Genomic DNA, 19,600 nt, shown 5'->3' on the forward strand with positions numbered 1-19,600 from the left:
AGCACGACCTGATCCGCGAGCGCATCGTACGGGCGGCCATCGAGATCGCCGACGCCGACGGGCTGCAGGAGGTGACCATGCGCTCGGTCGCGGGCCGGCTCGGCCTGGCCACCATGTCGCTCTACCGCCACGTCGGCGGCAAGGACGACCTGGTCATGCTGATGGCCGACGCCGTGATCGAGGAGTTTCCGCTGCCCGAGGCGCCGCCGGACGGCTGGCGGGCCAGACTGGAGATCTTCGCCCGCCTGCAGTGGGCCACCTACCGCGCCCACCCGTGGATGGCCGGGATCGCCTCACTGACCCGGCCGCTCCCCGCCGCCGGCCTGCTCCAATACACCGAGTGGACCCTGGTGGCGCTGGAGGGGACCGAGCTGGACGCCACCACGAAGATGTACGTGAACATCCTGCTCTACAGCTACGTGCAGGGCATCGCCGCCCACCTCGAGTTGGAGGCGCGGGCCCGCACCTCGACCGGGATCACCGGCGACGAATGGGTGGCCCAGCGGATGCACGAGATGCGCTACGTCACCGAGTCCGGCCGCTATCCCGCCTTCGTCGAAGCCATGGCCGAGATGGACGGCGACTTCGACCTCGACCTGGACCGGCTCTTCGAGTTCGGGCTCGACCCGCTGCTCGACGGCCTCGCCACGGTGATCGAGGGGCGTTAGCCGGAGATCTGGATGCGCAGGCGGCGGAAGCCGCGCCCCTTGCTCTCGACCTTGGCGACCTTGATGTGCCCGATCTGCTTGGTCGAGGCCACGTGGGTGCCGCCGTCGGCCTGGGTGTCGAGCCCGACGATGTCGACGACGCGTACGTCCTGGACGGTCTCCGGCACCAGGTTGGTGGCCGTGCGGATGATGTCGGGGATCTGGAACGCCTCCTCGCGCGGCAGGACCCGCACGTCGATGCGCCGGTCGGCGACGACCTCGGCGTTGCACGCGTCCTCGACCGCCTCCTTGAACCCCGGAGGCACCTCGGGCAGGTTGAAGTCCATCCGCGCGGTGAGCTCGTCCATGTTGCCGCCGGTGACGAGGCAGCCGTAGTCCCTGAACACCACTCCGCAGAGCACGTGCAGCCCCGAGTGCGTACGCATCAGGGCCGAGCGCCGCTCGTCGGCCACCGCCGCCGTGACCACGGTGCCCACGGGCGGGACCGGGTCGCCCTCCGCCGGGATGAGGTAGAGGTCGTCGCCCTTGCGCGCACCGACGATCCGGGTCTCGACGCCCTGCCAGATCAGAACGCCTTGATCCGCCGGTTGGCCGCCCCCACCCGGATAGAATGCCGACCGGCTCAGCACGACTCCCTCAGGCGTCGCGTCCAGCACGACGGCCTCGAAGTCGCGCAGGCTCTGGTCGGACAGTTCCAGCCGCTGAGTGCGCCCGTGGAGGTCATGGGTCATATCGGCAGCCTAGTGCCCCGAGGTCGTATGCGGACGCGTCACAGAATCGCACCGGTGATCGTGGTGATGGCGCTGCTCACCGGAGGCTGTGACGGCGGCATTCGCGGCGCTCCGACGCCCGCGCTCGCCCGGCCGGCGCCGCCGGTGATGATGTTCCTGGGCGACAGCTACACGGTCGGTTCCGGGCCGGTGCGCTCGTGGCAGACGTACGCGTCGGAGACTGCGCGGCTGATGGGCTCGCAGCCGATCATCGCCGGCGCGGGCGGCACGGGCTACGTCAACGAGGGCCGCGTCGGGCGGACGTTCCGGCGTTCGTTCGAGGTGCAGTTGGCCTGGCGCCCGGCGCCCGACCTGCTGGTCATCTCGGGGGGTCACAACGACCGGCGCTGGAGCACCCGGCGCGTGCGCCAGGCCGCCACGACCCTGCTCAGGGAGGTGCGCGGCCACTGGCCGGCCACCAGGATCGTCATGGTCGGCCCCATCTGGCTGAACGGCGCGCCGCCGAAGGGCTACCGGGTGCGCGACGTCCTGGCGGAGGTGGCCGGCGCGGCGGGGGTGCGCTTCCTCGACCCCCTGCGCAGGCGGTGGGTCACGGGAGAGCCGTCGGAGGTGCTGCTGCCCGATGGTGTGCATCCCACGCTGGCCGGCCATGAGCGGCTCGCCGCGTGGCTGGCGGCCGAGCTCTCCTGATCACCAGGGGCCGTAGGGGCCGCCGCTGTTGCCCCGGCCGCCCATGCCCTTGACGGCGGGCTTGACGTCCACGATGTAGACGGTGGCCGCGATGACGGCGATGATCGAGAAGATGCCCAGGCCGATGCCGATGAATTGTGCGCCGCCGAAGAACATGAAGGCGTTGAAGTAGCTCCACGCGCCCGCGCCTGAGAACAGGGTCGCCAGCACGAGGATCAGCAGCCAGATGTTCTTCTGCAGCTTGCCCGCCGAGACGAACGCGGGGGTCGGCACGCGGATCGCGTGCACGAGCGCGTAGACCGACATGCCGAAGATGATGGCGGCGAGCACCAGGAAGAGGAAATTGAATACGCCATTGATCAGGTTCATGTTGTTGGCTCCGCCCAACGCCGCGATGAGATCGGCCCCAGCCTAATAGGCGGCCACGGCATGCGGGCACCCCCGAAGGGGAAGGCCCGCCTCCCGCACCGGGAGGAACCTGCGTGTGCGGAAGGCGGGCGCTGCCGCTGTCTCAGGCCTTGGCCTTGCTGGTCCGGGTGGTGGTGGTCCTGGGCTTCTTGACCGGCTTGGCGACGGGCGGCTCGGCGGTCTCCGACATCTCTTCGAGCTCGAGCGCGGCCTCGCCGGTGGTCTTGCTGACGACCTTGCGGCCGCGCGTGGCGAAGTCCTCGTAGACCTCGGTGGCCTTGTGACCGAGCTGGTCGGCGTATTCGCGGGCGCGCTCGGGGAACTCCCTGGCGAAGCCCTCGGCCTTGCCTGCGTATTCCCTGGCCCGCACCGGCAGGTCCTTGGCGAGGTCGGTGCGCCGCGTCTGCAGCTTCTGGAGCTGCTCGGGCAGCTCGCGGAGCTTCTCGACAGCGTAGTCGCCGGCACCGGCGACAGCGTAGAACGGCTTGGATTCGGTGAGCTTCTTCACCTCAGTGGCGAGCGTCATGGGTTAACCTTCCTTGGTTTCCTGGTTGACGTTGCCGTTGCGAGAGGTCGCCGCGTAAGGCTCGAGGGCGGCGAGAAAGTCCTCTGGCAGCGGCTCGTCGTCCGATTCGGAGTCGCGCCGAAGGCGAGCGTTCTGGGAGGTCTGCTCGTCTTCGGCGCGCTTCTCCTTGCGGAACGACTCGTAGATATCGATCAGCACCTGGCGTTGCCGCTCGGTGAGATTCGTGTCGGCCCTGATCGCACTCATCACGTCGCTGGGCGGCTCGCGGTCCTCCATCAGGCCCGCCTGCACGTAGAGCGCCTGTGAGGAGATCCGCAGACCCTTGGCGATCTGGTTGAGGATCTCCGCGCTCGGCTTGCGCAGGCCGCGCTCGATCTGGCTCAGGTAGGGGTTGGAGACCCCCGCCGCCGCCGCGAGCTGGCGCAGCGAGATCTTCGCCTGCTGCCGCTGCTCGCGGATGTATTCACCGATCGAGCCGACTTTGGGTAGTGCCATGCGGATAGTCTGCCTCGCGGTGCTTGCAATTGCAAACGGGGCGATAAACCGCAGCAAGCATCAGAGCTGGATAACCCACAGGAAGGGTGCGGCGGTGAGCAAAGTCACAGAAAGTGTGATGAAGCCATAACGCACTGACGTGGCCAGTTCTGGGCCCGGCTTGATCAGGCGGTCCACCCTGGCCATGACGTCGTGGGCGTGCACGCCGATCATGCCGTTCGGGGTCGGCATGGCGCCCGCCGTACCGAATCTGAGCAGCGCCGTCGCCAGCCTGCGCGGCGAGCAGTAGCGCCGGGCGCGGTCGTCGGCGGCCATCTCGATGAGCAGCTCCACCTGCGCGTGCGCGTCGGCGACCACCTTCGACCAGGGGAGCGCCCTGCGCAGCGCGGCGAACGGCAGCAGCACCAGGTCATGGCGCTCGCGTACGTGCGCCGCCTCGTGCGCGAGCACGGCCGCCAGCTCGTCCTCCGACAGCAGCTTGAGCGCGCCCTCGCTCACCACGACCTGCGAGCGCAGCCCCGGCACGCAGTAGGCCGTCGCGCCCGGATGGTCGAGCACCCGCACGCCCGGCACGCCGGGGTCGTCGCGGGCGATCAGCGCGAGCAGCACGCGGTGCCGCCGGCGGGCCCGCAACGTCTGCACGCCCGCCGTGACCAGCACGACGACCAGGACGGCGAGCGAGGTGATGCCCGCGATCATGGCCAGCACGTGCAACGCGTCCCAGGGCTCCAGCGGCGCCTCGCCCCGCGCGAACGCGATGAGCCCCGGCAACACGCTCACCTTGTAGGGCTCGACCGCGTACGCCAGCATGGCGCCGGTCGTGGCCAGACCCCAGGCCAGGCCCAGGGACTGCCAGAGAATGATGGCCAGCCGGGGGGCACGCGAGGTCCACCGGGCGGTGGTGAAACGCCAGGAGCCGAGCGCGCACGCCATGGCGAGCGCGGCCAGCGACGCTGCCGTGATCACTCTTCCTCCAGCTCCGTGAGGGCTCTGCGCAGGATCTCCGCCTCGGGGCCGGACACGGCCTGGGCGAAGCGGGTCAGGGCGGCCGATCGGTCACCCGTCAGGTCCAAGGCTTCCAGCATAAGCTCGGCGATGTACGAGTCACGGCTTTCGGCGGGTTCATACCTCCACGCGCGGCCGTCACGGGTCCGCTCGAGGAAGCCCTTGCGGGTGAGACGGTCGAGCACGGTCATCACCGTGGTCGGGGCGAGGTCGCGGTCGGCGATCAGCCTGCCGACCTCGCGCGCGGTCAGCGCGCCACTCTCCGCCCAGAGGATGTCCATGATGCTGCGCTCAAGCTCGCCAAGACCCTTCACGTCCTTCAGAGTAGCTCTACGACGTGTCGAGCTGGCATCCGGGATGCTGGTGAGATGGATATCACGCTGGTCCGAGGCGACATCACCGAACAACGGGCGGACGCCATCGTGAACGCCGCCAACTCCTCGCTCATGGGCGGGGGAGGCGTGGACGGCGCCATCCACCGCCGTGGCGGGCCCGAGATCCTGGAGGAGTGCAGGAGACTGCGCGCCTCCCGATACGGCGGGGGACTGCCCACCGGCCAGGCGGTCGCCACGACGGCCGGGCGGCTGCCCGCGCGGTGGGTCATCCACACGGTGGGGCCGGTCCACTCGAGGTCGGAGGACCGCTCCGAGCTGCTGGCGTCGTGCTACCGCGAGTCGCTGCGGGTGGCCGACTCGCTGGGGGCGACCTCGGTGGCCTTCCCCGCGATCTCGGCCGGCCTCTACGGCTGGCCCATGGACGACGCCGCCAGGATCGCCGTCGAGACGGTGCGGCAGGCGGAGACGGCCGTGGAGCGGGTCACGTTCGTGCTGTTCGACGCCAAGGCCCACGCGGCATTCGAGGCGCGGCTCTGACCACCGCTCAAGCGCGGCTCTGACACCGGCTGAAGCGCGGCCCTGACCTCAGCTGAAGCGCGGCTCCGGCTTCTGCGATCGGGCGCTACGGCCGGCCCGACCTCAGCGGTCGGGTGCCACCGCCGCCCAGGGGAGGGTGAGCTCGCCGAGTCGCCACCTGGCGGGGCCGCCCAGCGGCGGACGCACGGGCACGGGCCAGGTCCTGGCCAGCACGTCCACGGAGGCCAGCCACCGCTGCCGCGCCCCATGGGCGCCATAGGCCGCGCTGACCGCCCAGGCGTGGTCGAAGTCCCGCAGGAACGCGTGGATCCGCTCACCGGGCACGTTGCGGTGGATGAGGGTCTTCGGCAGCCGGTCGGCCAGGTCGGAAGGCCGCTCGAAGGCGTCGAACCGGGCGGAGAACGTGATCGTGGCGGGCCCTTCCCGCGACAGTCCCACCCAGACCGCCCGCCGCCCGTTCTCCGACGACGTGCCCTCGACCAGGACGCCGCCGGGAGCCAGCTTCGCGCGGAGCGTGTCCCAGCGGTGCCACGCCTGGGCCTCGCCGTACTGGCGCAGGACGTTGAACGCGCGTACCAGCGCAGGGGGCCGCGAGACCGGTAACTCGAAGCCGCCGAGCCGGAAGCTCAGCCCCTCCCGCTCGTACGGCTTGGCCGCCGCGACCCTGACCGGGTCGATCTCGATCCCCACGACCTCGACGTCCGGGACGATCAGGCGTAACCGGGTGAACAGCTCCAGCGTCGTGGCGTGCGAGGCGCCGTACCCGAGGTCCACCACCAACGGCCTGGCGGCGGCCCGGAGCGACCCCGCGTGTACGGCGGCGAGCCAGCGGTCGGCGCGCCGCAACCGGTTGTGCCCGGTCGTACCCCGCGTGATCGCCCCGACCGGTTTACTCACTGACGCGGTGCACCCTGTGCTGCGCGGCCTGGGCCCGGGGGCGGATGATCATGCGGTCGACGTTCACGTGGGCCGGGCGCGTCACGGACCAGGCGATCGCGTCGGCCACGTCGTCCGGGCTCAACGGGCCTGGCACGCGCTCGTAGACGCGGGCCGCGGCCGCCTCGTCGCCGCGGAACCTGGTGACCGCGAACCCCTCGGACTTCACCATGCCCGGCGCGATCTCGACGATCCGCACCGGCTGCCCGACCAACTCCAGGCGGAGCGTCTCGGTCATGGTGGCCTGGGCGTGCTTGGCTGAGGTGTAGCCGCCCCCGCCCTCGTACGACTCGTGCCCCGCCGTCGAGGTGAGCATCACGAGCACGCCGTCGCCCGACGCGATGAGTCCGGGCAGCAGCGCCTGGGTCATACGCAGGGAACCCAGCACGTTCGTGTCGTACATCCGCTGCCAGTCGTCCACCCGCCCGTCCGCCACCGGTTCCAGACCGAAGGCGCCACCGGCGTTGTTGACCAGCACGTCGCACCGCTCCAGCGACCCGGCCAGCGCGTCGACCGACTCCTGCGAGGTCACATCGAGCGTCACCGGCCTGATCGAGGGCACGTCCGAGGCCAGCTTGTCCAGCCGCTCGCGACGCCGGGCGCCCGCCACCACGTCGTATCCCTCGGCGGCGAGCCGGCGCGCGGTCGCCGCGCCGATCCCGCTGCTCGCCCCGGTCACCACAGCCGTCTTCCGCATGCCGACCATCTTGCCAGGCATCTCCGGAATAGGAGTTCTGTACCCCAGTTGTGACTGAGTGTCGGGAATGTCGAAAAATTCTCGATGGTTGTTCCCGCTTGGAGGTGGTGCCGAGTGAGGCGACGACGGGTCAGCCGGGTCGCGACCATCAGCATGCATACGTCGCCGCTGGAGCAGCCGGGAACAGGTGATGCGGGCGGCATGAACGTGTACATCGTCGAGTCCGCCAAACGGCTGGCTCAGCTCGGTGTGGAGGTGGAGATCTTCACCCGGGCCACCGCCCGCGACCTGCCACCCGTGGCCGAACTCGCCCCCGGCGTCTTCGTCCGCCATCTGACCGCGGGGCCGTACGAGGAGATGGACCGGGCCGACCTGCCCGGCCAGCTCTGCGCGTTCCTGTCGGAGGTGCTGCGCACCGAGGCCATGTACGACCCCGGCCGCTACGACGTGATCCACTCCCACTACTGGCTGTCCGGCCAGGTCGGCTGGCTGGCCAAGGAACGCTGGGGTGTGCCCCTCGTCCACACCATGCACACCATGGCCAAGGTCAAGAACCTCCTCCTCGCCGAGGGCGACAGGCCGGAGCCCCGGGCCCGCGTGGTCGGCGAGGAACAGGTCGTCGAGGTCGCCGACCGCCTCGTGGCCAACACCGTCGACGAGGCCCAGGAGCTGATCAGCCTGTACGGCGCCCCCGAGCAACGCGTCGCCGTCGTCAACCCGGGCGTCAACCTGACCGTCTTCCAGCCCGCGTCCCAGGGCGCCGCCAGACGCCGTCTGGGCCTGCCGCAGGACGCGCACGTGCTGCTCTTCGTCGGCCGCATCCAGCCGCTCAAGGCCCCCGACGTGCTCCTGCGCGCCGCGTCCAGAATGCTCATCGACGACCCCGGCCTGCGTGGCCGCCTGGTGGTCGCCTGCGTCGGCGGCCCCTCGGGCAACGGCCTGGCCCGCCCGTCCCTCCTCGCCGACCTGGCCGCCGAACTCGGCATCTCGGACGTCGTCCGCCTCGTGCCCCCGGCGGCTCAGGAGGAGCTGGCGGACTGGTACCGCGCCGCGTCCGTCACGGTCGTCCCGTCCTACAGCGAGTCGTTCGGCCTCGTCGCCCTGGAGTCCCAGGCGTGCGGCACGCCGGTGGCCGCCGCCGCGGTGGGCGGGCTGCGCACAGCCGTACGCGACGGGATCTCGGGTGTGCTCGTCGACGACCACGACCCGGCCACGTGGGCGGACGTGCTCCGCCGCTTGCTCGCCGCGCCCCGCAGGCGCGAGGAGCTGTCGGCGGGCGCCCGCGCGCACGCGGCCGCCTTCGGCTGGCAGGCCACGTCGTCCCGGCTGATGGAGGTGTACGCCGCCGCCGTCGCGAACCTGCACAAGACACCGGTGGCGGTGAACCTGTAGCCAAGTACGTTGGTCTCATGCGCGATGTCGTCGAAGCCGCGCTCAAGGCCGCGGACGTCTCCTACGACGAGCCGCGGCCAGGGGCGTTCCTGGTCAGACTCCCGGGACAGCACAAGCTCGCCACCATGACGTGGCTGATCGTGGGGGAGCGGGTGCTGCACATGGAGGCGTTCTTCTGCCGTCAGCCCGACGAGAACCACACCGAGTTCTACCGCTGGCTGCTGGGCAAGAACGGCTCGATGTACGGCGTGCACTTCTCGCTCGACCCCGTCGGCGACGTCTACCTGGTGGGCCGGGTGCCACTGGCGGCCGTCACGGAGCACGAGGTGGACCGGCTGCTCGGGTGCGTGCTGACGTACTCGGACGACTGGTTCGACCGGGCACTGGAGCTGGGCTTCGCCTCGTCGATCAGGCGGGAGTGGGAGTGGCGCGCCAAGCGGGGCGAGTCGCTGGCCAACCTCCAGGCCTTCGCCCGCTTCGCCGACCCCGCGGCATCCCGGGAACCATAGGATTGCCCGTATGGCGACTTTGGTGCTGCTGCGGCATGGCGAGAGTGACTGGAACGCGAAAGGCCTGTTCACCGGCTGGGTGGACGTGAGCCTGTCGGCCAAGGGCGAGGACGAGGCCCGTCGGGGCGGCAAGCTGCTCCTCGACAACGACCTGCGCCCGGACGTCGTCCACACGAGCGTGCTGACCAGAGCCATCCAGACGGCCCAGCTGGCCCTGGGGGAGGCCGACCTGCTCTGGCTCCCGGTCAGGCGGAGCTGGCGGCTCAACGAGCGCCACTACGGCGCCCTCCAGGGCAAGAACAAGGCGCAGACCCGCGAGGAGTTCGGCGACGAGCAGTTCATGCTGTGGCGCCGCTCCTACGACGTGCCGCCGCCCCCGATGGCCGACGACGACGAATACTCCCAGGCGGGCGACCCCCGCTACGCCCTGCTCCCGCCCGAGCTGATGCCGCGGACGGAGTGCCTGAAGGACGTGGTGGAGCGCATGCTCCCCTACTGGTACGACCAGATCGTCCCCGACCTGTCCGCCGGCCGCACCGTGCTCGTGGCCGCCCACGGCAACTCCCTGCGCGCCCTGGTCAAGCACCTCGACGGCATCAGCGACGAGAAGATCGCCGGCCTCAACATCCCCACCGGCATCCCCCTCCTGTACGAACTCGACGAGGGTTTCCGCCCGAAGCAGCCCGGCGGCCGCTACCTCGACCCGGACGCCGCCAAGGCCGCCATCGAAGCCGTCGCCAACCAGGGCCGCTGAGCGGCGACGGACACCGGCGGGCATGGCCTCAGCGCCAGAGCCCGCCGGCCTCTCCCGCGCGCTTGGCGGCGGCCACGCAGTCGGGGCAGACGGGCAGGTCGACCGACCTCTGCACGGCTTCCGGCGTGGCAGGACGTATCGTGCCGAACGCCGTCAGTCCCGGCGGCAACCCGGTGGCGAGGTCGACCAGGAACGTGGTGACCTCTTTCGGGTCGTAGCTGAACTCGCGCTTGCACGCGTAGCAGTTACCGGTCTCCGTGGGCTGCTCGTCCGGCATGCGTCCTCACCTCTCCCGCACTCTAACGCCGGAGGAGGGGCCCCTAACTCGGGCGGGCGCCGGTCACCAGGTAGACGACGTCTCCCGCGACACGTACGGCGTGGTCGGCGTACCGTTCGTAATAGCGGCCGATCAGCGTGATGTCGATCGCCGGCTCCACGCCGTGCTGCCAATCCTTGGCCAGAATGTTCCTGAACAGCCTCCGATGCAGCCGGTCCATCGCATCGTCGTCCTGCTCCAGCTCCAGTGCCGACTCCACGTCGCGCGAGGCCACGCAGCTGCCGGCCTTGGTGACGAGGTTCTCGGCGATCTGGCCCATCTCCAGGATCGTGGGCCGCAACTCCGGCGGGATCGCGGAGTCGGGGTGGCGCAGGCGGGCCACCTTGGCGACGTGGACGGCGAGGTCCCCCATGCGCTCCAGGTCGGTGCCCATGCGCAACGCCGTGATCACCATCCGCAGGTCCACCGCGACCGGCTGCTGCCTGGCCATCAGCTCGAAGATCGACGCCTCGATCTCCGTGAATATCGCGTTCACTTCCTCGTCACGGGAGATCACGCTCTCGGCCAGCTGGAGATCGGCGTCGAGGAGCGCCGTGGTGGCGCGAGAGATGGCCGAGCGGACCAGCCGGGTCATCTCCACCAACTTGTCAGTCAGCAGGTCGAGTTCTTCATGGTACGCATCGCGCATGTCGTCACCGTACGTGTGGATCGATGAACGAACCCCTACCGCCAGATGAACTTTCCGGGAAAGGGCTGTTCATCCCCTGATGAGGGGGTCTGTCCCTGGGGAAACGCCGCCTACCATCGGAAGCATGAGTGAGATGGCCATGAGCTTCGCGGCCCTGGCCGGGTTCGTGGTGGGCGCGCTGGCGATCCTGTTCTACAGAAACCAGATCGAGGCCCCCAGCAGATCGAGCGCGGCCGACGACGGGGTCGAGACGGGAGCCGCGCTGCCGCAGGGCGTGGCGTCCGTGCTCGCCGTGCTGCCCTCGTCCGCCGTGGTGCTGGACGCCCACGACCGCGTGCTGCGCGCCAGCTCGGCCGCGCGGGCGTTCGGCCTGGTCAAGGGCGACCGCCTGATGGCCGCCGAACTGCTCGCGCTGGCCCGGCAGGTACGCCGAGACGGCGAGATCAGGGAGAGCGAGATCGACGTCGCCGGCCACAAGTTCGGCCAGGAGACCACGAACTTCGCCGTCCGCGTCGCCCCTCTCGGCTCGTACGGCCAGGTGCTGGTGCTCGCCGAGGACCAGACCGAGCGGCGCAGGGTCGAGGCCGTACGCCGTGACTTCGTCGCCAACGTCAGCCACGAGCTGAAGACCCCGGTGGGCGCGCTGAGCCTGCTGGCGGAGACCATCCAGGACGCCGCCGACGACCCGGAGGCGGTCACCCGCTTCTCCGGGCGCATGCAGCACGAGGCCGCCCGCCTCAACTACCTCGTACAGGACCTGATCACGCTCAGCAGGATCCAGGGCGCCGAGGCCATCCCGACTCCGGGCCAGGTCTCGATCGACGAGGCCGTCAACGACGCCCTCGACCACTGCAACACCAAGGCCGCCGCCAAGGACATCGCCCTGGTCACCGGCGGCACCGAGGGCCTGCGCATCTGGGGGGACGACGAGCTGCTGGTCACCGCGCTGCGCAACCTGATCGACAACGCCGTCGCCTACAGCCCCGAGCACACCCGGGTGGTCGTCAGCGTGCGGCCCGCGGGCGACTCGGTGGAGATCAGCGTCAGCGACCAGGGCATCGGCATCCCAGAGGAGTCGCTGGAGCGCATCTTCGAGCGCTTCTTCCGGGTCGACGCCGCCAGGTCGCGCGCGACCGGCGGCACCGGGCTCGGCCTCGCCATCGTCAAGCACGTCGCCGCGGCGCACGCCGGCGAGGTGTCCGTCTGGAGCAAGGAAGGTTCCGGCTCCACGTTCACACTCCGCCTGCCCGCGTTCGGTGGCACGGCGGTGGCAGTACCACCCGCGATTCCCCTGGAGACAGCCCAATGACGCGAGTTCTGGTGGTGGAGGACGAGGAGTCCTTCTCCGACGCCCTTTCCTACATGCTCCGCAAGGAGGGCTTCGAGGTGTCGGTCGCGGCGACCGGTCCCGAGGCGCTCGACACGTTCGACCGCAACGGCGCCGATCTGGTGCTGCTCGACCTGATGCTGCCGGGATTGCCGGGTACGGAGGTGTGCCGCTCGCTCAGGCAGCGCTCCAAGGTGCCGGTCATCATGCTGACGGCCAAGGACAGTGAGATCGACAAGGTCGTGGGCCTGGAGCTGGGCGCCGACGACTACGTGACCAAGCCGTTCTCCTCGCGCGAGCTCGTGGCCCGCATCCGCGCGGTGCTGCGCCGCCAGGGCGACGTCGTGGAGGAGCTGGAGACGGCCGTGCTGGCCGTCGGCCCCGTACGCATGGACGTCGACAGACACGTGGTCGCGGTACGCGGTGAGCAGGTGCAGCTGCCGCTGAAGGAGTTCGAGCTGCTGGAGGTGCTGTTGCGCAACGCCGGGCGGGTCCTCACCCGCGGCCAGCTCATCGACCGGGTCTGGGGCGCCGACTACGTGGGCGACACCAAGACCCTGGACGTCCACGTCAAGCGCCTGCGCGCGAAGATCGAAGCCGACCCGTCCAACCCGCGCTGCATCCTGACCGTGCGCGGCCTCGGCTACAAGTTCGACGCCGTCGAGGAGTGAGCCGCCCTTGCTCCGGCCGCGGAGCAAGGGCGCGTGCTCACCTCAGCGTGCTCACCTCAGCGTGCTCACCTCAGCGGGCCTCTTCGGGTTCAGTGCGCCTGTCCCGCTCGCTCAGTGGGCCTCTTCCGCGGGGGCCGACGGCGACGGTGTCGCGGTGGGCGTGGCGGGCGGGGTGGCGTTCGGCGCCGGGGGGTAGGTCGCGAACTCGCGGCTGCGCGTGACCACAGGGACGTTCATGGACATGATCCCGGCGTTGGCGAACTGGAGGTCCAGTTTGATCGACTCGCCGCCTCTGAGGCTCTTGGGGATCGCCTCGAGCATGATCTGGGGGGCGGGCTTGCCGGTGTTCACGAGCTGGTTGCTCGGGAGCTGGATCGGGGCCGTGATCTTCACCGTGCCCATGCTCCCCGCGGAGGCCGCCTGGAGGGTGTCGGGGGTGCCGGCGGTGTTGAGGATGTTCAGGTAGATCGGGGCGGAACCGCGCCAGGCGAGCTGGGATCCCGAGTCAGGGCCGAGGATGAACGCCTGCGGGATGTGAATGCCGCGTGAGCTGCCGTACGCGCCGTTCTCGATCAACACTTGCGCCTCGTTGGGCGCATAGGGCTTGTTGGTGGTGGCGCCGACTCCGGCCCCGCAGCCCGCGAGCACGGGGGCTGCCAAGAACGCGGCGGCTACGACATTCCAGCGACGGCTGGTCACGGGCGGGTTCTCCTTGGTCTGGCGCGGGTCTCGCGCATGCGCGATGGGCAGCGCCCACCATATCCACCCGAATGCATGGTCATATCCACACCCCCGCAGGTCATTCGCTATGTCGGCAAATGCGATTCATAGAGTCGAGCGCTTGTCAAGTCCCAATATGCGGCCTTGACCTGCAGTTATGAGGATTTCACTGTTCCGGGAGGCTGTGGATGCGTGGTACTCTGGAGTACAGCGGAAGGGGTACTTGTCACATGACTTTCCAGGTCGGCGACACTGTCGTCTACCCCCACCATGGGGCTGCTCGGATCGAAGCAATCACGACGCGATCCATCAAGGGTGAGGAAAAGACCTACCTGGTGCTCAAGGTCGACAAGGGCGACCTTACCGTCCAGGTGCCAGCCGAAAACGCAGAACTCGTCGGTGTGCGCGATGTTGTCGGCCAGGAAGGCCTTGAGCGGGTTTTCGATGTCCTTCGGATGCCGCACACGGAAGAGCCGACCAACTGGTCTCGTCGCTACAAGGCCAATTTGGAGAAGCTCGCCTCCGGCGATGTGAACAAGGTCGCCGAGGTGGTTCGGGACCTGTGGCGGAGGGACCGCGAGCGCGGGCTGTCCGCAGGCGAAAAGCGCATGCTCGCCAAGGCTCGGCAGATCCTGGTCAGTGAGCTGGCTCTGGCCGAGAAGACCAACGAGGACAAGGCCGAGGCCCTGCTCGACGAGGTTCTCAACTCCTGAGCGCGAATTTTCCACGGGTGGGCGTCGGAGTCGACGTCCACCCGTTCGCATCGGGACGCGAGCTCAACCTCGCCGGCCTGCACTGGCCGGGTGAGACCGGGCTCGACGGCCATTCCGACGGCGACGCCGCCGCGCACGCCGCGTGTGACGCGTTGCTGTCCGCCGCCGGTCTGGGTGATCTGGGCGGGCTGTTCGGCACCGCCGATCCCCGCTGGAAGGGAGCCTCGGGCGCCGACCTGCTCGCGGAGACCGCGCGCCAGGTGCGCGCCGCGGGCTACGAGATCGGCAACGTGGCCATCCAGGTGATCGGCAACCGTCCCAAGCTGGCGCCGCGTCGTACAGAGGCGGAGAAGGCTCTCAGCGCCGCCGCGGGGGCGCCTGTGAGCGTGTCCGCCACCACCACCGACGGACTCGGGCTGACCGGCCGCGGCGAGGGGATCGCGGCGGTCGCGACCGCGCTCGTGGTCAACCTTTCCTGAGCGCCGGGCGTCCTACTGCGGGATACGTGAGGGTGTCCTGGCGGGTCGTCGCCTAGCCCGCCCATGTCGGAGGCGGCGGTTCGTCACTGGCGCGGTACGGACCGCCGCCTTCCCATTGGTTGTTCACCCACTTCAGAGGGTAGGTCTCCCCAAAGACATGTGAACGTCTCGGGGGGAGCTACACATGATCGGCGCGATTGTTTCCGCAGTAGTCATCGGCGCCATCGTCGGTGCCCTGGCCAGGCTGCTGGTGCCTGGCAAGCAGAACATGTCCATCGGACTGACCCTCATCGTCGGCATCGTGGCCGCCCTGATCGGCACGCTGATCGCGCAGGCGGCCGGCTGGGCCGACACCAGAGGCATCGACTGGATCGAGCACATTCTCCAACTCGTGCTGGCGGTCCTGGGTGTGCTCCTCGTGACGCGCATGGGCATGGGACGCGGTGGCCGTACCCGCAGAACACAGACCTGACCTGCCCCTTCGTCAAGGCGGCGCATAATCGCCGTAGATCGGGTAGCGACCTCCCCGTGAGAGTGAACCGCTCACTCTCACGGGGAGGTTTCGTGTCATGACAATCCAGTCCATCCTTGGCGCCATTGTGATCGGCGCCGTGATCGGCGCAATCGGTCGCCTCCTGCTGCCTGGCAGGCAGGCCATCGGGTGGATACTCACCATCGTCGTCGGTATTGTCGCCGCGCTGGTAGGCACGCTGCTCGCGCAGGTGCTGGGTGTGCAGACGACCTCCGGCATCGACTGGATCGAGTTGGTGATGCAGGTGGTGCTCGCGATCGTCGGCGTCGGCCTCGTCGCCGGACTACGGCGCGGTACCAGTACCTAGACGTGAGACGAACGGGCCCGCCCGGTCCTCCCGGGTGGGCCCGTGTCGTTTCTGGCGCTTTTGGGCTAGTTTGCTCAGTCCGCCGGTGGTCGCGGGGTGCTGCGGAGGCGGCCCGACGGGGCCGGGGTGTCGTCGTCGACCGCCGGATGCGGGGCGGTGTCCTCCATCGCGTCCGAGGCGCGCCGCAACTCCTCGACGTCGGCGGCCTCCGGGCCGTGCCCGGGATCCGGCACGCCCTCCCGATCCGTTACGACGGGGTGCGGCTGGGTGTCGGCGTCCCGGTCATCGTCCCGGTCGCCGGTGCGGTCGTCTGTGCGGGGGTGGACCAGGACGTCGCTCGGCTTGACCCGGTCACCCCACCTGACGGGCCGCGTCTCCGGCTCCTCCTCCACCTCCTGTACGGGCTCCTCTGCCTGTACGGGCTCCTCTGCCTGTACGGGCTCCTCTGCCTGTACGGGCTCTTCCACCTGTACGGGCTCCTCTGCCTGTACCGGCTCCTCTGCCTGTACGGGCTCCTCTGCCTGTACGGGCACCGCCTCCTGTACGGGCTCCTGGGCTTTCTGTACGGGCTCGGCGGCCTCCTGGGCCTCCTGCGTGGCCGGCCATTCGGTGACCTGTTGGGAGACGTGCTGGGAGACAGGCGGCGTCTCCGCGACGGCGGTGGACCCGGCGAGCGGCTCCCGCTCCACCACGGGCGCGGGCGCCTCCACGACCGGCGGCGGCGCCGGCTCGCGATGGAACGGCACGATGTCCCGCTCCGCCGTACGGTCGCTCACCTCGGTCGTCCTGCCCGCCTGCACGTGCTTGATCAGCAGTAACCAGAGCCACAGGGCCAGGGCCAGCATCACCCAGGGAGCCAGGGCCACGCCGATGGCCGTCTGCCGTACGTCGAAGGAGAACCGCACCGCCGTCGCCACGTTCACCGCCGCGGCGGCCACGATGAGCAGGACCAGCACGGCCGCCGCCTGCACGCGCACCAGCGGGCGGGCCAGGCGCAGCAGCAACACGCCGACCAGCGCGACGACCAGGAGCGCGTCGAAGGCCGCCGGATAGAGGAAGGCGAGGTCCTGCCTGGCCTCACCGGTGAGGGCGAGCGCGCGCAGGTCGTCGAAGGAGAGCGCGCACGCGGCCCCGGTGAGGGCGACGACGGCGAGCCCGGCCAGGGCGAGGCCCAGGCGACGGAGGGTAGAGGGGGGAGTCACGTCCATGGCGGTTTCGAGCCTACAGAAGAATGGGCATCACGACCGATCAAGGAGAGACACATGACGGCGTTGCCGGAAGATGCCCGCAAGCTCCTGAATGCCCCGCATTTCGCCACTGTGACCAGTATTAATCCCGACGGCTGGCCGCAGTCGACGGTCGTGTGGGTTCGTACCGACGGAGACGACGTGCTGTTCTCGACCGCGAAGGGGCGCAGGAAGCCGCGTAATTTCGAACGGGATCCGAGGGCGAGCCTGTTGGTCATCGACCCGGAGGACCCGTACCGGTATGTCGAGGTGCGTGGGCATGTGTCCATGGTGGACGACCCCGAGGGCAGCCTCATCGAGGAGCTCTCGCAGAAGTACATGGGGCAGGCGTGGGAGGAGCACCCGGGCGTCGAGCGTCTCATCGTACGAATCCGGCCTGACAGGGTTACGTTGCGGACCTGATTAATCGGCGTGATCGAGGCCCCGAGGCGTTAGCCTTGCGTTCGTGAGCCTGCGCATCTACGACACCAGCACACGGGCCATCCGTGATTTCGTTCCGCTCGAAGCCGGCCGGGCGTCGATTTACCTGTGTGGGGCGACCGTGCAGGCTCCTCCGCACATCGGGCACATCCGCTCGGGCGTCAACTTCGACGTGCTCAGGCGCTGGCTCGCGCGGTCCGGTTACGACGTGACGTTCTGCCGCAACGTCACGGACATCGACGACAAGATCATCAGGGTCGCCGCCGAGGAGCGCGCGCCCTGGTTCGTCGTGGCCGAGCGCAACCAGCGGGCCTTCACGTGGGCGTACGACACGCTCGGGTGCCTGCCGCCGACGGTCGAGCCGCGGGCCACCGGGCACGTACCGGAGATGATCACGCTGATGGAGCGGCTGATCGCGCGCGGCCACGCGTACGCCTCGGGCGGCGACGTCTACTTCGACGTGGTGTCCTACGCCGACCGCTACGGCTCGCTCTCCAACCAGAAGGTGGAGAACGTGCGACCCGCGGCCGACACCGACGACGAGACCTGCAAGCGCGATCCGCGCGACTTCGCCCTGTGGAAGGGCGAGAAGCCGGGCGAGCCGACCTGGCCGACCCCATGGGGTCCCGGGCGGCCCGGCTGGCACCTGGAGTGCTCGGCGATGGCGACGAAGTACCTCGGGCCGACCTTCGACATCCACGGTGGCGGGATCGACCTGATCTTCCCGCACCACGAGAACGAGATCGCCCAGTCCCAGGCGGCCGGCGACGGGTTCGCGCGCTACTGGATGCACAACGGCATGCTCAAGATCGGCGCGGAGAAGATGAGCAAGTCGCTCGGCAACTCCCTGCTGATTCCCGACATGGTGCAGCAGGTCCGGCCGGTGGAGCTGCGCTACTATCTGGCGGCGCCGCACTACCGTTCCTCGATCGACTACTCCGGGGAGGCGCTGCTGGAGGCCGCGGCGGCGTACCAGCGGATCGAGGGCTTCGTGACGCGGGCCGCCGAGGTCATCCACGACGTCGACGCGGACGCGCCGCTGCCGCAGGCGTTCGCGGACGCACTCGACGACGACCTCGGCACGCCCCAGGCGCTCGCGGTCGTCCACGAGGTGGTCCGCGAGGGCAACGTGGCGCTGTCGCGGGGGGACAAGGAGGCGGTGGCCCGGCTGCTCGCCGAGACCCAGAACATGCTGGACGTGCTCGGCCTCGACCCCCGGTCCCCGCAGTGGCGCGGGGCGGCGTCGGACCTCTCGCCGGTCGTGGACGCGCTGGTGGCGGTGGCGCTTGAGCAGCGCAAGTCGGCCAGGGAGCGCAAGGACTACGCGGCCGCGGACGCCATCAGGGACCAGTTGACGGCCGCGGGCATCACCGTGGAGGACACCCCGCACGGCGCCAGGTGGGAGCTGAGCCGGTAGCCGCGCTCGTGGCCTGAGGCCCCCGCCGCCCCGAGTACCCTTGATGCCATGGCAGCAGGGGGTAGGGGATCGGGCAGGCCCGCGAAGAAGAAGGGCCCGTCCAAAGGCACCGGGGGTCAGGGGCGTCGTTCGCTCCAGGGCAAGGGCTCGACCCCGCCTGCCGAAATGCGGCACTGGTACAAGGACAAGGCCCGCACCGAGCGCATCGCTCGCGAGGAGCAGGGGGGCGCGCGCCGTCCCGGGCCGGGCCGGCAGCGTCGCTCCGAGGACGCCCCCGAATACATCGGCGGCCGCAACCCGGTGCTCGAGGCCCTGCAGGCCGGGGTGCCGGCCAACGCGCTCTACGTGGCCCAGCGCATCGACAGCGACGACCGCGTACGCGACTCCATCAAGATCGCCGCGCAGCGCGGCATCGCCCTGCTGGAGAGCACCCGCGACAAGCTCGACCGCCTGGCTGAGGGCGTCGTCCACCAGGGGATCGCGCTCCAGATCCCCGCCTACGACTACGCGCACCCGTCGGACCTGGTCGAGCTCGCCCACGACGCCGCCGAGACGCCGCTGATCGTGGCTCTCGACTCGGTGACCGACCCGCGCAACCTGGGCGCCATCGCCCGCTCCGCCACCGCCTTCGGCGCACACGGCCTCCTCATCCCCTCCCGCCGCTCGGCCGGCGTCACGGGCGGGGCATGGAAGACCTCCGCCGGCACCCTGGCCAACCTCCGCGTGGCCCGCGCGGCCAACCTGACCGCCGCACTGCGCGACTACCGCGAGGCGGGCCTGTTCGTGATCGGCCTCGACGGCGCCGGCGAGACGGACCTCGGTGACGTCGACCTGCTGACGGAGCCGCTGGTGGTGGTCGTGGGCTCGGAGGGCAAGGGGCTTTCCCGGCTGGTTCGCGAGCACTGCGACGTGGTGGCCCGCATCCCGATGCAGGCGGCCGCGGAGTCGCTCAACGCGGGGGTGGCGGCGGGGGTGGCGCTGTATGAAGTCGCTCGTCACAGGCGTCTCTAGCCTCTACACTGATAGGCCGTGCCGACGTAGCTCAATCGGTAGAGCATCTGTCTTGTAAACAGAAGGTCAGGGGTTCGATTCCCCTCGTCGGCTCTAGAACAGAAGCCC

Annotated in this window: 27 protein-coding genes and 1 tRNA gene; 16 read left to right on the forward strand and 12 right to left on the reverse strand. The window is 69.8% G+C overall.

Annotated elements, in window-relative coordinates:
* Positions 1-668, forward strand: a 668-nt coding sequence (locus ITP53_RS30500; RefSeq protein WP_195898910.1) for a TetR/AcrR family transcriptional regulator, incomplete at its 5' end; no start/stop codon positions are given.
* Here the strand turns inward: ITP53_RS30500 and ITP53_RS30505 are convergent.
* On the reverse strand, positions 665-1,399 hold the full coding sequence (locus ITP53_RS30505; protein WP_195898911.1) for an alanyl-tRNA editing protein: 735 nt from the start codon (positions 1,397-1,399) through the stop codon (positions 665-667). The genes ITP53_RS30500 and ITP53_RS30505 overlap by 4 nt on opposite strands.
* A 54-nt stretch (positions 1,400-1,453) precedes the next feature.
* Here ITP53_RS30505 and ITP53_RS30510 point away from each other — a divergent pair, with 54 nt between their 5' ends.
* On the forward strand, positions 1,454-2,089 hold the full coding sequence (locus tag ITP53_RS30510) for an SGNH/GDSL hydrolase family protein (protein ID WP_195898912.1): 636 nt from the start codon (positions 1,454-1,456) through the stop codon (positions 2,087-2,089).
* On the opposite strand, the gene ITP53_RS30515 is transcribed toward ITP53_RS30510, so the two are convergent.
* The 5 genes from ITP53_RS30515 to ITP53_RS30535 form a co-directional block, all read right to left on the reverse strand.
* A complete protein-coding gene (locus tag ITP53_RS30515; protein ID WP_195898913.1) occupies positions 2,090-2,458 on the reverse strand; it encodes a DUF2516 family protein in 369 nt (122 codons plus the stop codon).
* 142 nt (positions 2,459-2,600) lie between these two features.
* Positions 2,601-3,023, reverse strand: a complete 423-nt coding sequence (locus tag ITP53_RS30520) for a hypothetical protein (protein ID WP_195898914.1) — start codon at positions 3,021-3,023, stop codon at positions 2,601-2,603.
* A gap of 3 nt (positions 3,024-3,026) precedes the next feature.
* Positions 3,027-3,518, reverse strand: coding sequence for a helix-turn-helix domain-containing protein (locus tag ITP53_RS30525; RefSeq protein WP_195898915.1), 492 nt, complete (start codon positions 3,516-3,518; stop codon positions 3,027-3,029).
* A 60-nt stretch (positions 3,519-3,578) separates the two neighbouring features.
* Positions 3,579-4,484 carry a M56 family metallopeptidase gene (locus tag ITP53_RS30530; RefSeq protein WP_195898916.1) on the reverse strand — a complete coding sequence of 302 codons (906 nt, stop codon included), beginning with the start codon at positions 4,482-4,484 and terminating at the stop codon, positions 3,579-3,581.
* On the reverse strand, positions 4,481-4,837 hold the full coding sequence (locus tag ITP53_RS30535) for a BlaI/MecI/CopY family transcriptional regulator (RefSeq protein WP_195898917.1): 357 nt from the start codon (positions 4,835-4,837) through the stop codon (positions 4,481-4,483). Before ITP53_RS30535 ends, ITP53_RS30530 begins: the two co-directional genes overlap by 4 nt.
* A gap of 54 nt (positions 4,838-4,891) precedes the next feature.
* Between ITP53_RS30535 and ITP53_RS30540 the strand changes: the two genes are divergently transcribed.
* Positions 4,892-5,395 carry an O-acetyl-ADP-ribose deacetylase gene (locus ITP53_RS30540; RefSeq protein ID WP_195898918.1) on the forward strand — a complete coding sequence of 168 codons (504 nt, stop codon included), beginning with the start codon at positions 4,892-4,894 and terminating at the stop codon, positions 5,393-5,395.
* 102 nt (positions 5,396-5,497) lie between these two features.
* Here the strand turns inward: ITP53_RS30540 and ITP53_RS30545 are convergent, their stop codons facing one another.
* Both ITP53_RS30545 and ITP53_RS30550 read right to left on the reverse strand, forming a co-directional pair.
* Positions 5,498-6,292 carry a class I SAM-dependent methyltransferase gene (locus ITP53_RS30545; RefSeq protein ID WP_195898919.1) on the reverse strand — a complete coding sequence of 265 codons (795 nt, stop codon included), beginning with the start codon at positions 6,290-6,292 and terminating at the stop codon, positions 5,498-5,500.
* Entirely contained in the window at positions 6,285-7,028 is a 744-nt protein-coding gene (locus ITP53_RS30550; RefSeq protein WP_195898920.1) for an SDR family NAD(P)-dependent oxidoreductase, read from the reverse strand. Before ITP53_RS30550 ends, ITP53_RS30545 begins: the two co-directional genes overlap by 8 nt.
* A 114-nt stretch (positions 7,029-7,142) precedes the next feature.
* Here ITP53_RS30550 and mshA point away from each other — a divergent pair, with 114 nt between their 5' ends.
* From mshA to ITP53_RS30565, 3 genes are read left to right on the forward strand one after another with little or no spacing between them, the layout of a single operon-like run.
* Positions 7,143-8,420, forward strand: a complete 1,278-nt coding sequence (gene mshA / locus ITP53_RS30555) for a D-inositol-3-phosphate glycosyltransferase (RefSeq protein WP_328816273.1) — start codon at positions 7,143-7,145, stop codon at positions 8,418-8,420.
* 17 nt (positions 8,421-8,437) lie between these two features.
* A complete protein-coding gene (locus ITP53_RS30560; protein WP_195898922.1) occupies positions 8,438-8,929 on the forward strand; it encodes a type III secretion system chaperone family protein in 492 nt (163 codons plus the stop codon).
* Positions 8,930-8,939: 10 nt separating this feature from the next.
* Positions 8,940-9,683, forward strand: coding sequence for a phosphoglyceromutase (locus ITP53_RS30565; RefSeq protein WP_195898923.1), 744 nt, complete (start codon positions 8,940-8,942; stop codon positions 9,681-9,683).
* 28 nt (positions 9,684-9,711) lie between these two features.
* Here the strand turns inward: ITP53_RS30565 and ITP53_RS30570 are convergent, their stop codons facing one another.
* The gene (locus tag ITP53_RS30570; protein WP_195898924.1) at positions 9,712-9,960 is read right to left on the reverse strand and encodes a hypothetical protein; all 249 of its coding nucleotides are present in this window, start codon (positions 9,958-9,960) and stop codon (positions 9,712-9,714) included.
* Positions 9,961-10,003: 43 nt separating this feature from the next.
* On the reverse strand, positions 10,004-10,648 hold the full coding sequence (gene phoU, locus ITP53_RS30575; RefSeq protein ID WP_195898925.1) for a phosphate signaling complex protein PhoU: 645 nt from the start codon (positions 10,646-10,648) through the stop codon (positions 10,004-10,006).
* A 133-nt stretch (positions 10,649-10,781) separates the two neighbouring features.
* Between phoU and ITP53_RS30580 the strand changes: the two genes are divergently transcribed.
* On the forward strand, positions 10,782-11,957 hold the full coding sequence (locus ITP53_RS30580; RefSeq protein WP_195898944.1) for a sensor histidine kinase: 1,176 nt from the start codon (positions 10,782-10,784) through the stop codon (positions 11,955-11,957).
* Positions 11,954-12,646 carry a response regulator transcription factor gene (locus ITP53_RS30585; RefSeq protein ID WP_195898926.1) on the forward strand — a complete coding sequence of 231 codons (693 nt, stop codon included), beginning with the start codon at positions 11,954-11,956 and terminating at the stop codon, positions 12,644-12,646. Before ITP53_RS30580 ends, ITP53_RS30585 begins: the two co-directional genes overlap by 4 nt.
* A 111-nt stretch (positions 12,647-12,757) precedes the next feature.
* Here ITP53_RS30585 and ITP53_RS30590 read toward each other — a convergent pair whose 3' ends face one another.
* Complete coding sequence (locus tag ITP53_RS30590; protein WP_328816278.1) at positions 12,758-13,345, reverse strand: copper chaperone PCu(A)C; 588 nt, start codon at positions 13,343-13,345, stop codon at positions 12,758-12,760.
* Between the two features lie 251 nt (positions 13,346-13,596).
* Here ITP53_RS30590 and ITP53_RS30595 point away from each other — a divergent pair, with 251 nt between their 5' ends.
* From ITP53_RS30595 to ITP53_RS30610, 4 genes are all read left to right on the forward strand, one after another.
* Positions 13,597-14,079 (forward strand): CarD family transcriptional regulator, encoded by a 483-nt coding sequence (locus ITP53_RS30595; protein WP_020544658.1) that lies wholly within the window; start codon positions 13,597-13,599, stop codon positions 14,077-14,079.
* 17 nt (positions 14,080-14,096) lie between these two features.
* Entirely contained in the window at positions 14,097-14,558 is a 462-nt protein-coding gene (gene ispF / locus ITP53_RS30600) for a 2-C-methyl-D-erythritol 2,4-cyclodiphosphate synthase (protein ID WP_195898927.1), read from the forward strand.
* Between the two features lie 184 nt (positions 14,559-14,742).
* Positions 14,743-15,030, forward strand: coding sequence for a GlsB/YeaQ/YmgE family stress response membrane protein (locus ITP53_RS30605; protein WP_195898928.1), 288 nt, complete (start codon positions 14,743-14,745; stop codon positions 15,028-15,030).
* A gap of 97 nt (positions 15,031-15,127) precedes the next feature.
* Entirely contained in the window at positions 15,128-15,397 is a 270-nt protein-coding gene (locus tag ITP53_RS30610; protein WP_195898929.1) for a GlsB/YeaQ/YmgE family stress response membrane protein, read from the forward strand.
* A 74-nt stretch (positions 15,398-15,471) separates the two neighbouring features.
* Here ITP53_RS30610 and ITP53_RS30615 read toward each other — a convergent pair whose 3' ends face one another.
* The gene (locus ITP53_RS30615) at positions 15,472-16,605 is read right to left on the reverse strand and encodes a DUF2637 domain-containing protein (RefSeq protein WP_195898930.1); all 1,134 of its coding nucleotides are present in this window, start codon (positions 16,603-16,605) and stop codon (positions 15,472-15,474) included.
* 54 nt (positions 16,606-16,659) lie between these two features.
* Between ITP53_RS30615 and ITP53_RS30620 the strand changes: the two genes are divergently transcribed.
* From ITP53_RS30620 to ITP53_RS30635, 4 genes are all read left to right on the forward strand, one after another.
* Positions 16,660-17,046 (forward strand): PPOX class F420-dependent oxidoreductase, encoded by a 387-nt coding sequence (locus tag ITP53_RS30620; protein ID WP_195898931.1) that lies wholly within the window; start codon positions 16,660-16,662, stop codon positions 17,044-17,046.
* A 43-nt stretch (positions 17,047-17,089) separates the two neighbouring features.
* A complete protein-coding gene (gene cysS, locus ITP53_RS30625) occupies positions 17,090-18,481 on the forward strand; it encodes a cysteine--tRNA ligase (RefSeq protein ID WP_195898932.1) in 1,392 nt (463 codons plus the stop codon).
* Between the two features lie 48 nt (positions 18,482-18,529).
* Complete coding sequence (gene rlmB / locus ITP53_RS30630; protein WP_195898933.1) at positions 18,530-19,492, forward strand: 23S rRNA (guanosine(2251)-2'-O)-methyltransferase RlmB; 963 nt, start codon at positions 18,530-18,532, stop codon at positions 19,490-19,492.
* A 20-nt stretch (positions 19,493-19,512) separates the two neighbouring features.
* A tRNA-Thr gene (locus ITP53_RS30635) sits at positions 19,513-19,585 on the forward strand.
* The last annotated feature ends 15 nt before the right edge of the window (positions 19,586-19,600 follow it).

The sequence above is a fragment of the Nonomuraea cypriaca genome (genome assembly GCF_015645445.1).
GTDB classification, from domain to species: Bacteria; Actinomycetota; Actinomycetes; order Streptosporangiales; family Streptosporangiaceae; genus Nonomuraea; species Nonomuraea cypriaca.

Bases quoted from the DNA above. Each gene is read 5' to 3' on its own strand.
- ITP53_RS30505 (WP_195898911.1), bottom strand. From the start codon at position 1,399: ATGACCCATGACCTCCACGGGCGCACTCAGCGGCTGGAACTGTCCGAC.
- ITP53_RS30515 (WP_195898913.1), bottom strand. From the start codon at position 2,458: ATGAACCTGATCAATGGCGTATTCAATTTCCTCTTCCTGGTGCTCGCC.
- ITP53_RS30520 (WP_195898914.1), bottom strand. From the start codon at position 3,023: ATGACGCTCGCCACTGAGGTGAAGAAGCTCACCGAATCCAAGCCGTTC.
- ITP53_RS30525 (WP_195898915.1), bottom strand. From the start codon at position 3,518: ATGGCACTACCCAAAGTCGGCTCGATCGGTGAATACATCCGCGAGCAG.
- ITP53_RS30540 (WP_195898918.1), top strand. From the start codon at position 4,892: ATGGATATCACGCTGGTCCGAGGCGACATCACCGAACAACGGGCGGAC.
- ITP53_RS30550 (WP_195898920.1), bottom strand. From the start codon at position 7,028: ATGCGGAAGACGGCTGTGGTGACCGGGGCGAGCAGCGGGATCGGCGCG.
- ITP53_RS30560 (WP_195898922.1), top strand. From the start codon at position 8,438: ATGCGCGATGTCGTCGAAGCCGCGCTCAAGGCCGCGGACGTCTCCTAC.
- ITP53_RS30565 (WP_195898923.1), top strand. From the start codon at position 8,940: ATGGCGACTTTGGTGCTGCTGCGGCATGGCGAGAGTGACTGGAACGCG.
- ITP53_RS30570 (WP_195898924.1), bottom strand. From the start codon at position 9,960: ATGCCGGACGAGCAGCCCACGGAGACCGGTAACTGCTACGCGTGCAAG.
- phoU (WP_195898925.1), bottom strand. From the start codon at position 10,648: ATGCGCGATGCGTACCATGAAGAACTCGACCTGCTGACTGACAAGTTG.
- ITP53_RS30580 (WP_195898944.1), top strand. From the start codon at position 10,782: ATGGCCATGAGCTTCGCGGCCCTGGCCGGGTTCGTGGTGGGCGCGCTG.
- ITP53_RS30585 (WP_195898926.1), top strand. From the start codon at position 11,954: ATGACGCGAGTTCTGGTGGTGGAGGACGAGGAGTCCTTCTCCGACGCC.
- ITP53_RS30595 (WP_020544658.1), top strand. From the start codon at position 13,597: ATGACTTTCCAGGTCGGCGACACTGTCGTCTACCCCCACCATGGGGCT.
- ITP53_RS30605 (WP_195898928.1), top strand. From the start codon at position 14,743: ATGATCGGCGCGATTGTTTCCGCAGTAGTCATCGGCGCCATCGTCGGT.
- ITP53_RS30610 (WP_195898929.1), top strand. From the start codon at position 15,128: ATGACAATCCAGTCCATCCTTGGCGCCATTGTGATCGGCGCCGTGATC.
- ITP53_RS30615 (WP_195898930.1), bottom strand. From the start codon at position 16,605: ATGGACGTGACTCCCCCCTCTACCCTCCGTCGCCTGGGCCTCGCCCTG.
- ITP53_RS30620 (WP_195898931.1), top strand. From the start codon at position 16,660: ATGACGGCGTTGCCGGAAGATGCCCGCAAGCTCCTGAATGCCCCGCAT.
- rlmB (WP_195898933.1), top strand. From the start codon at position 18,530: ATGGCAGCAGGGGGTAGGGGATCGGGCAGGCCCGCGAAGAAGAAGGGC.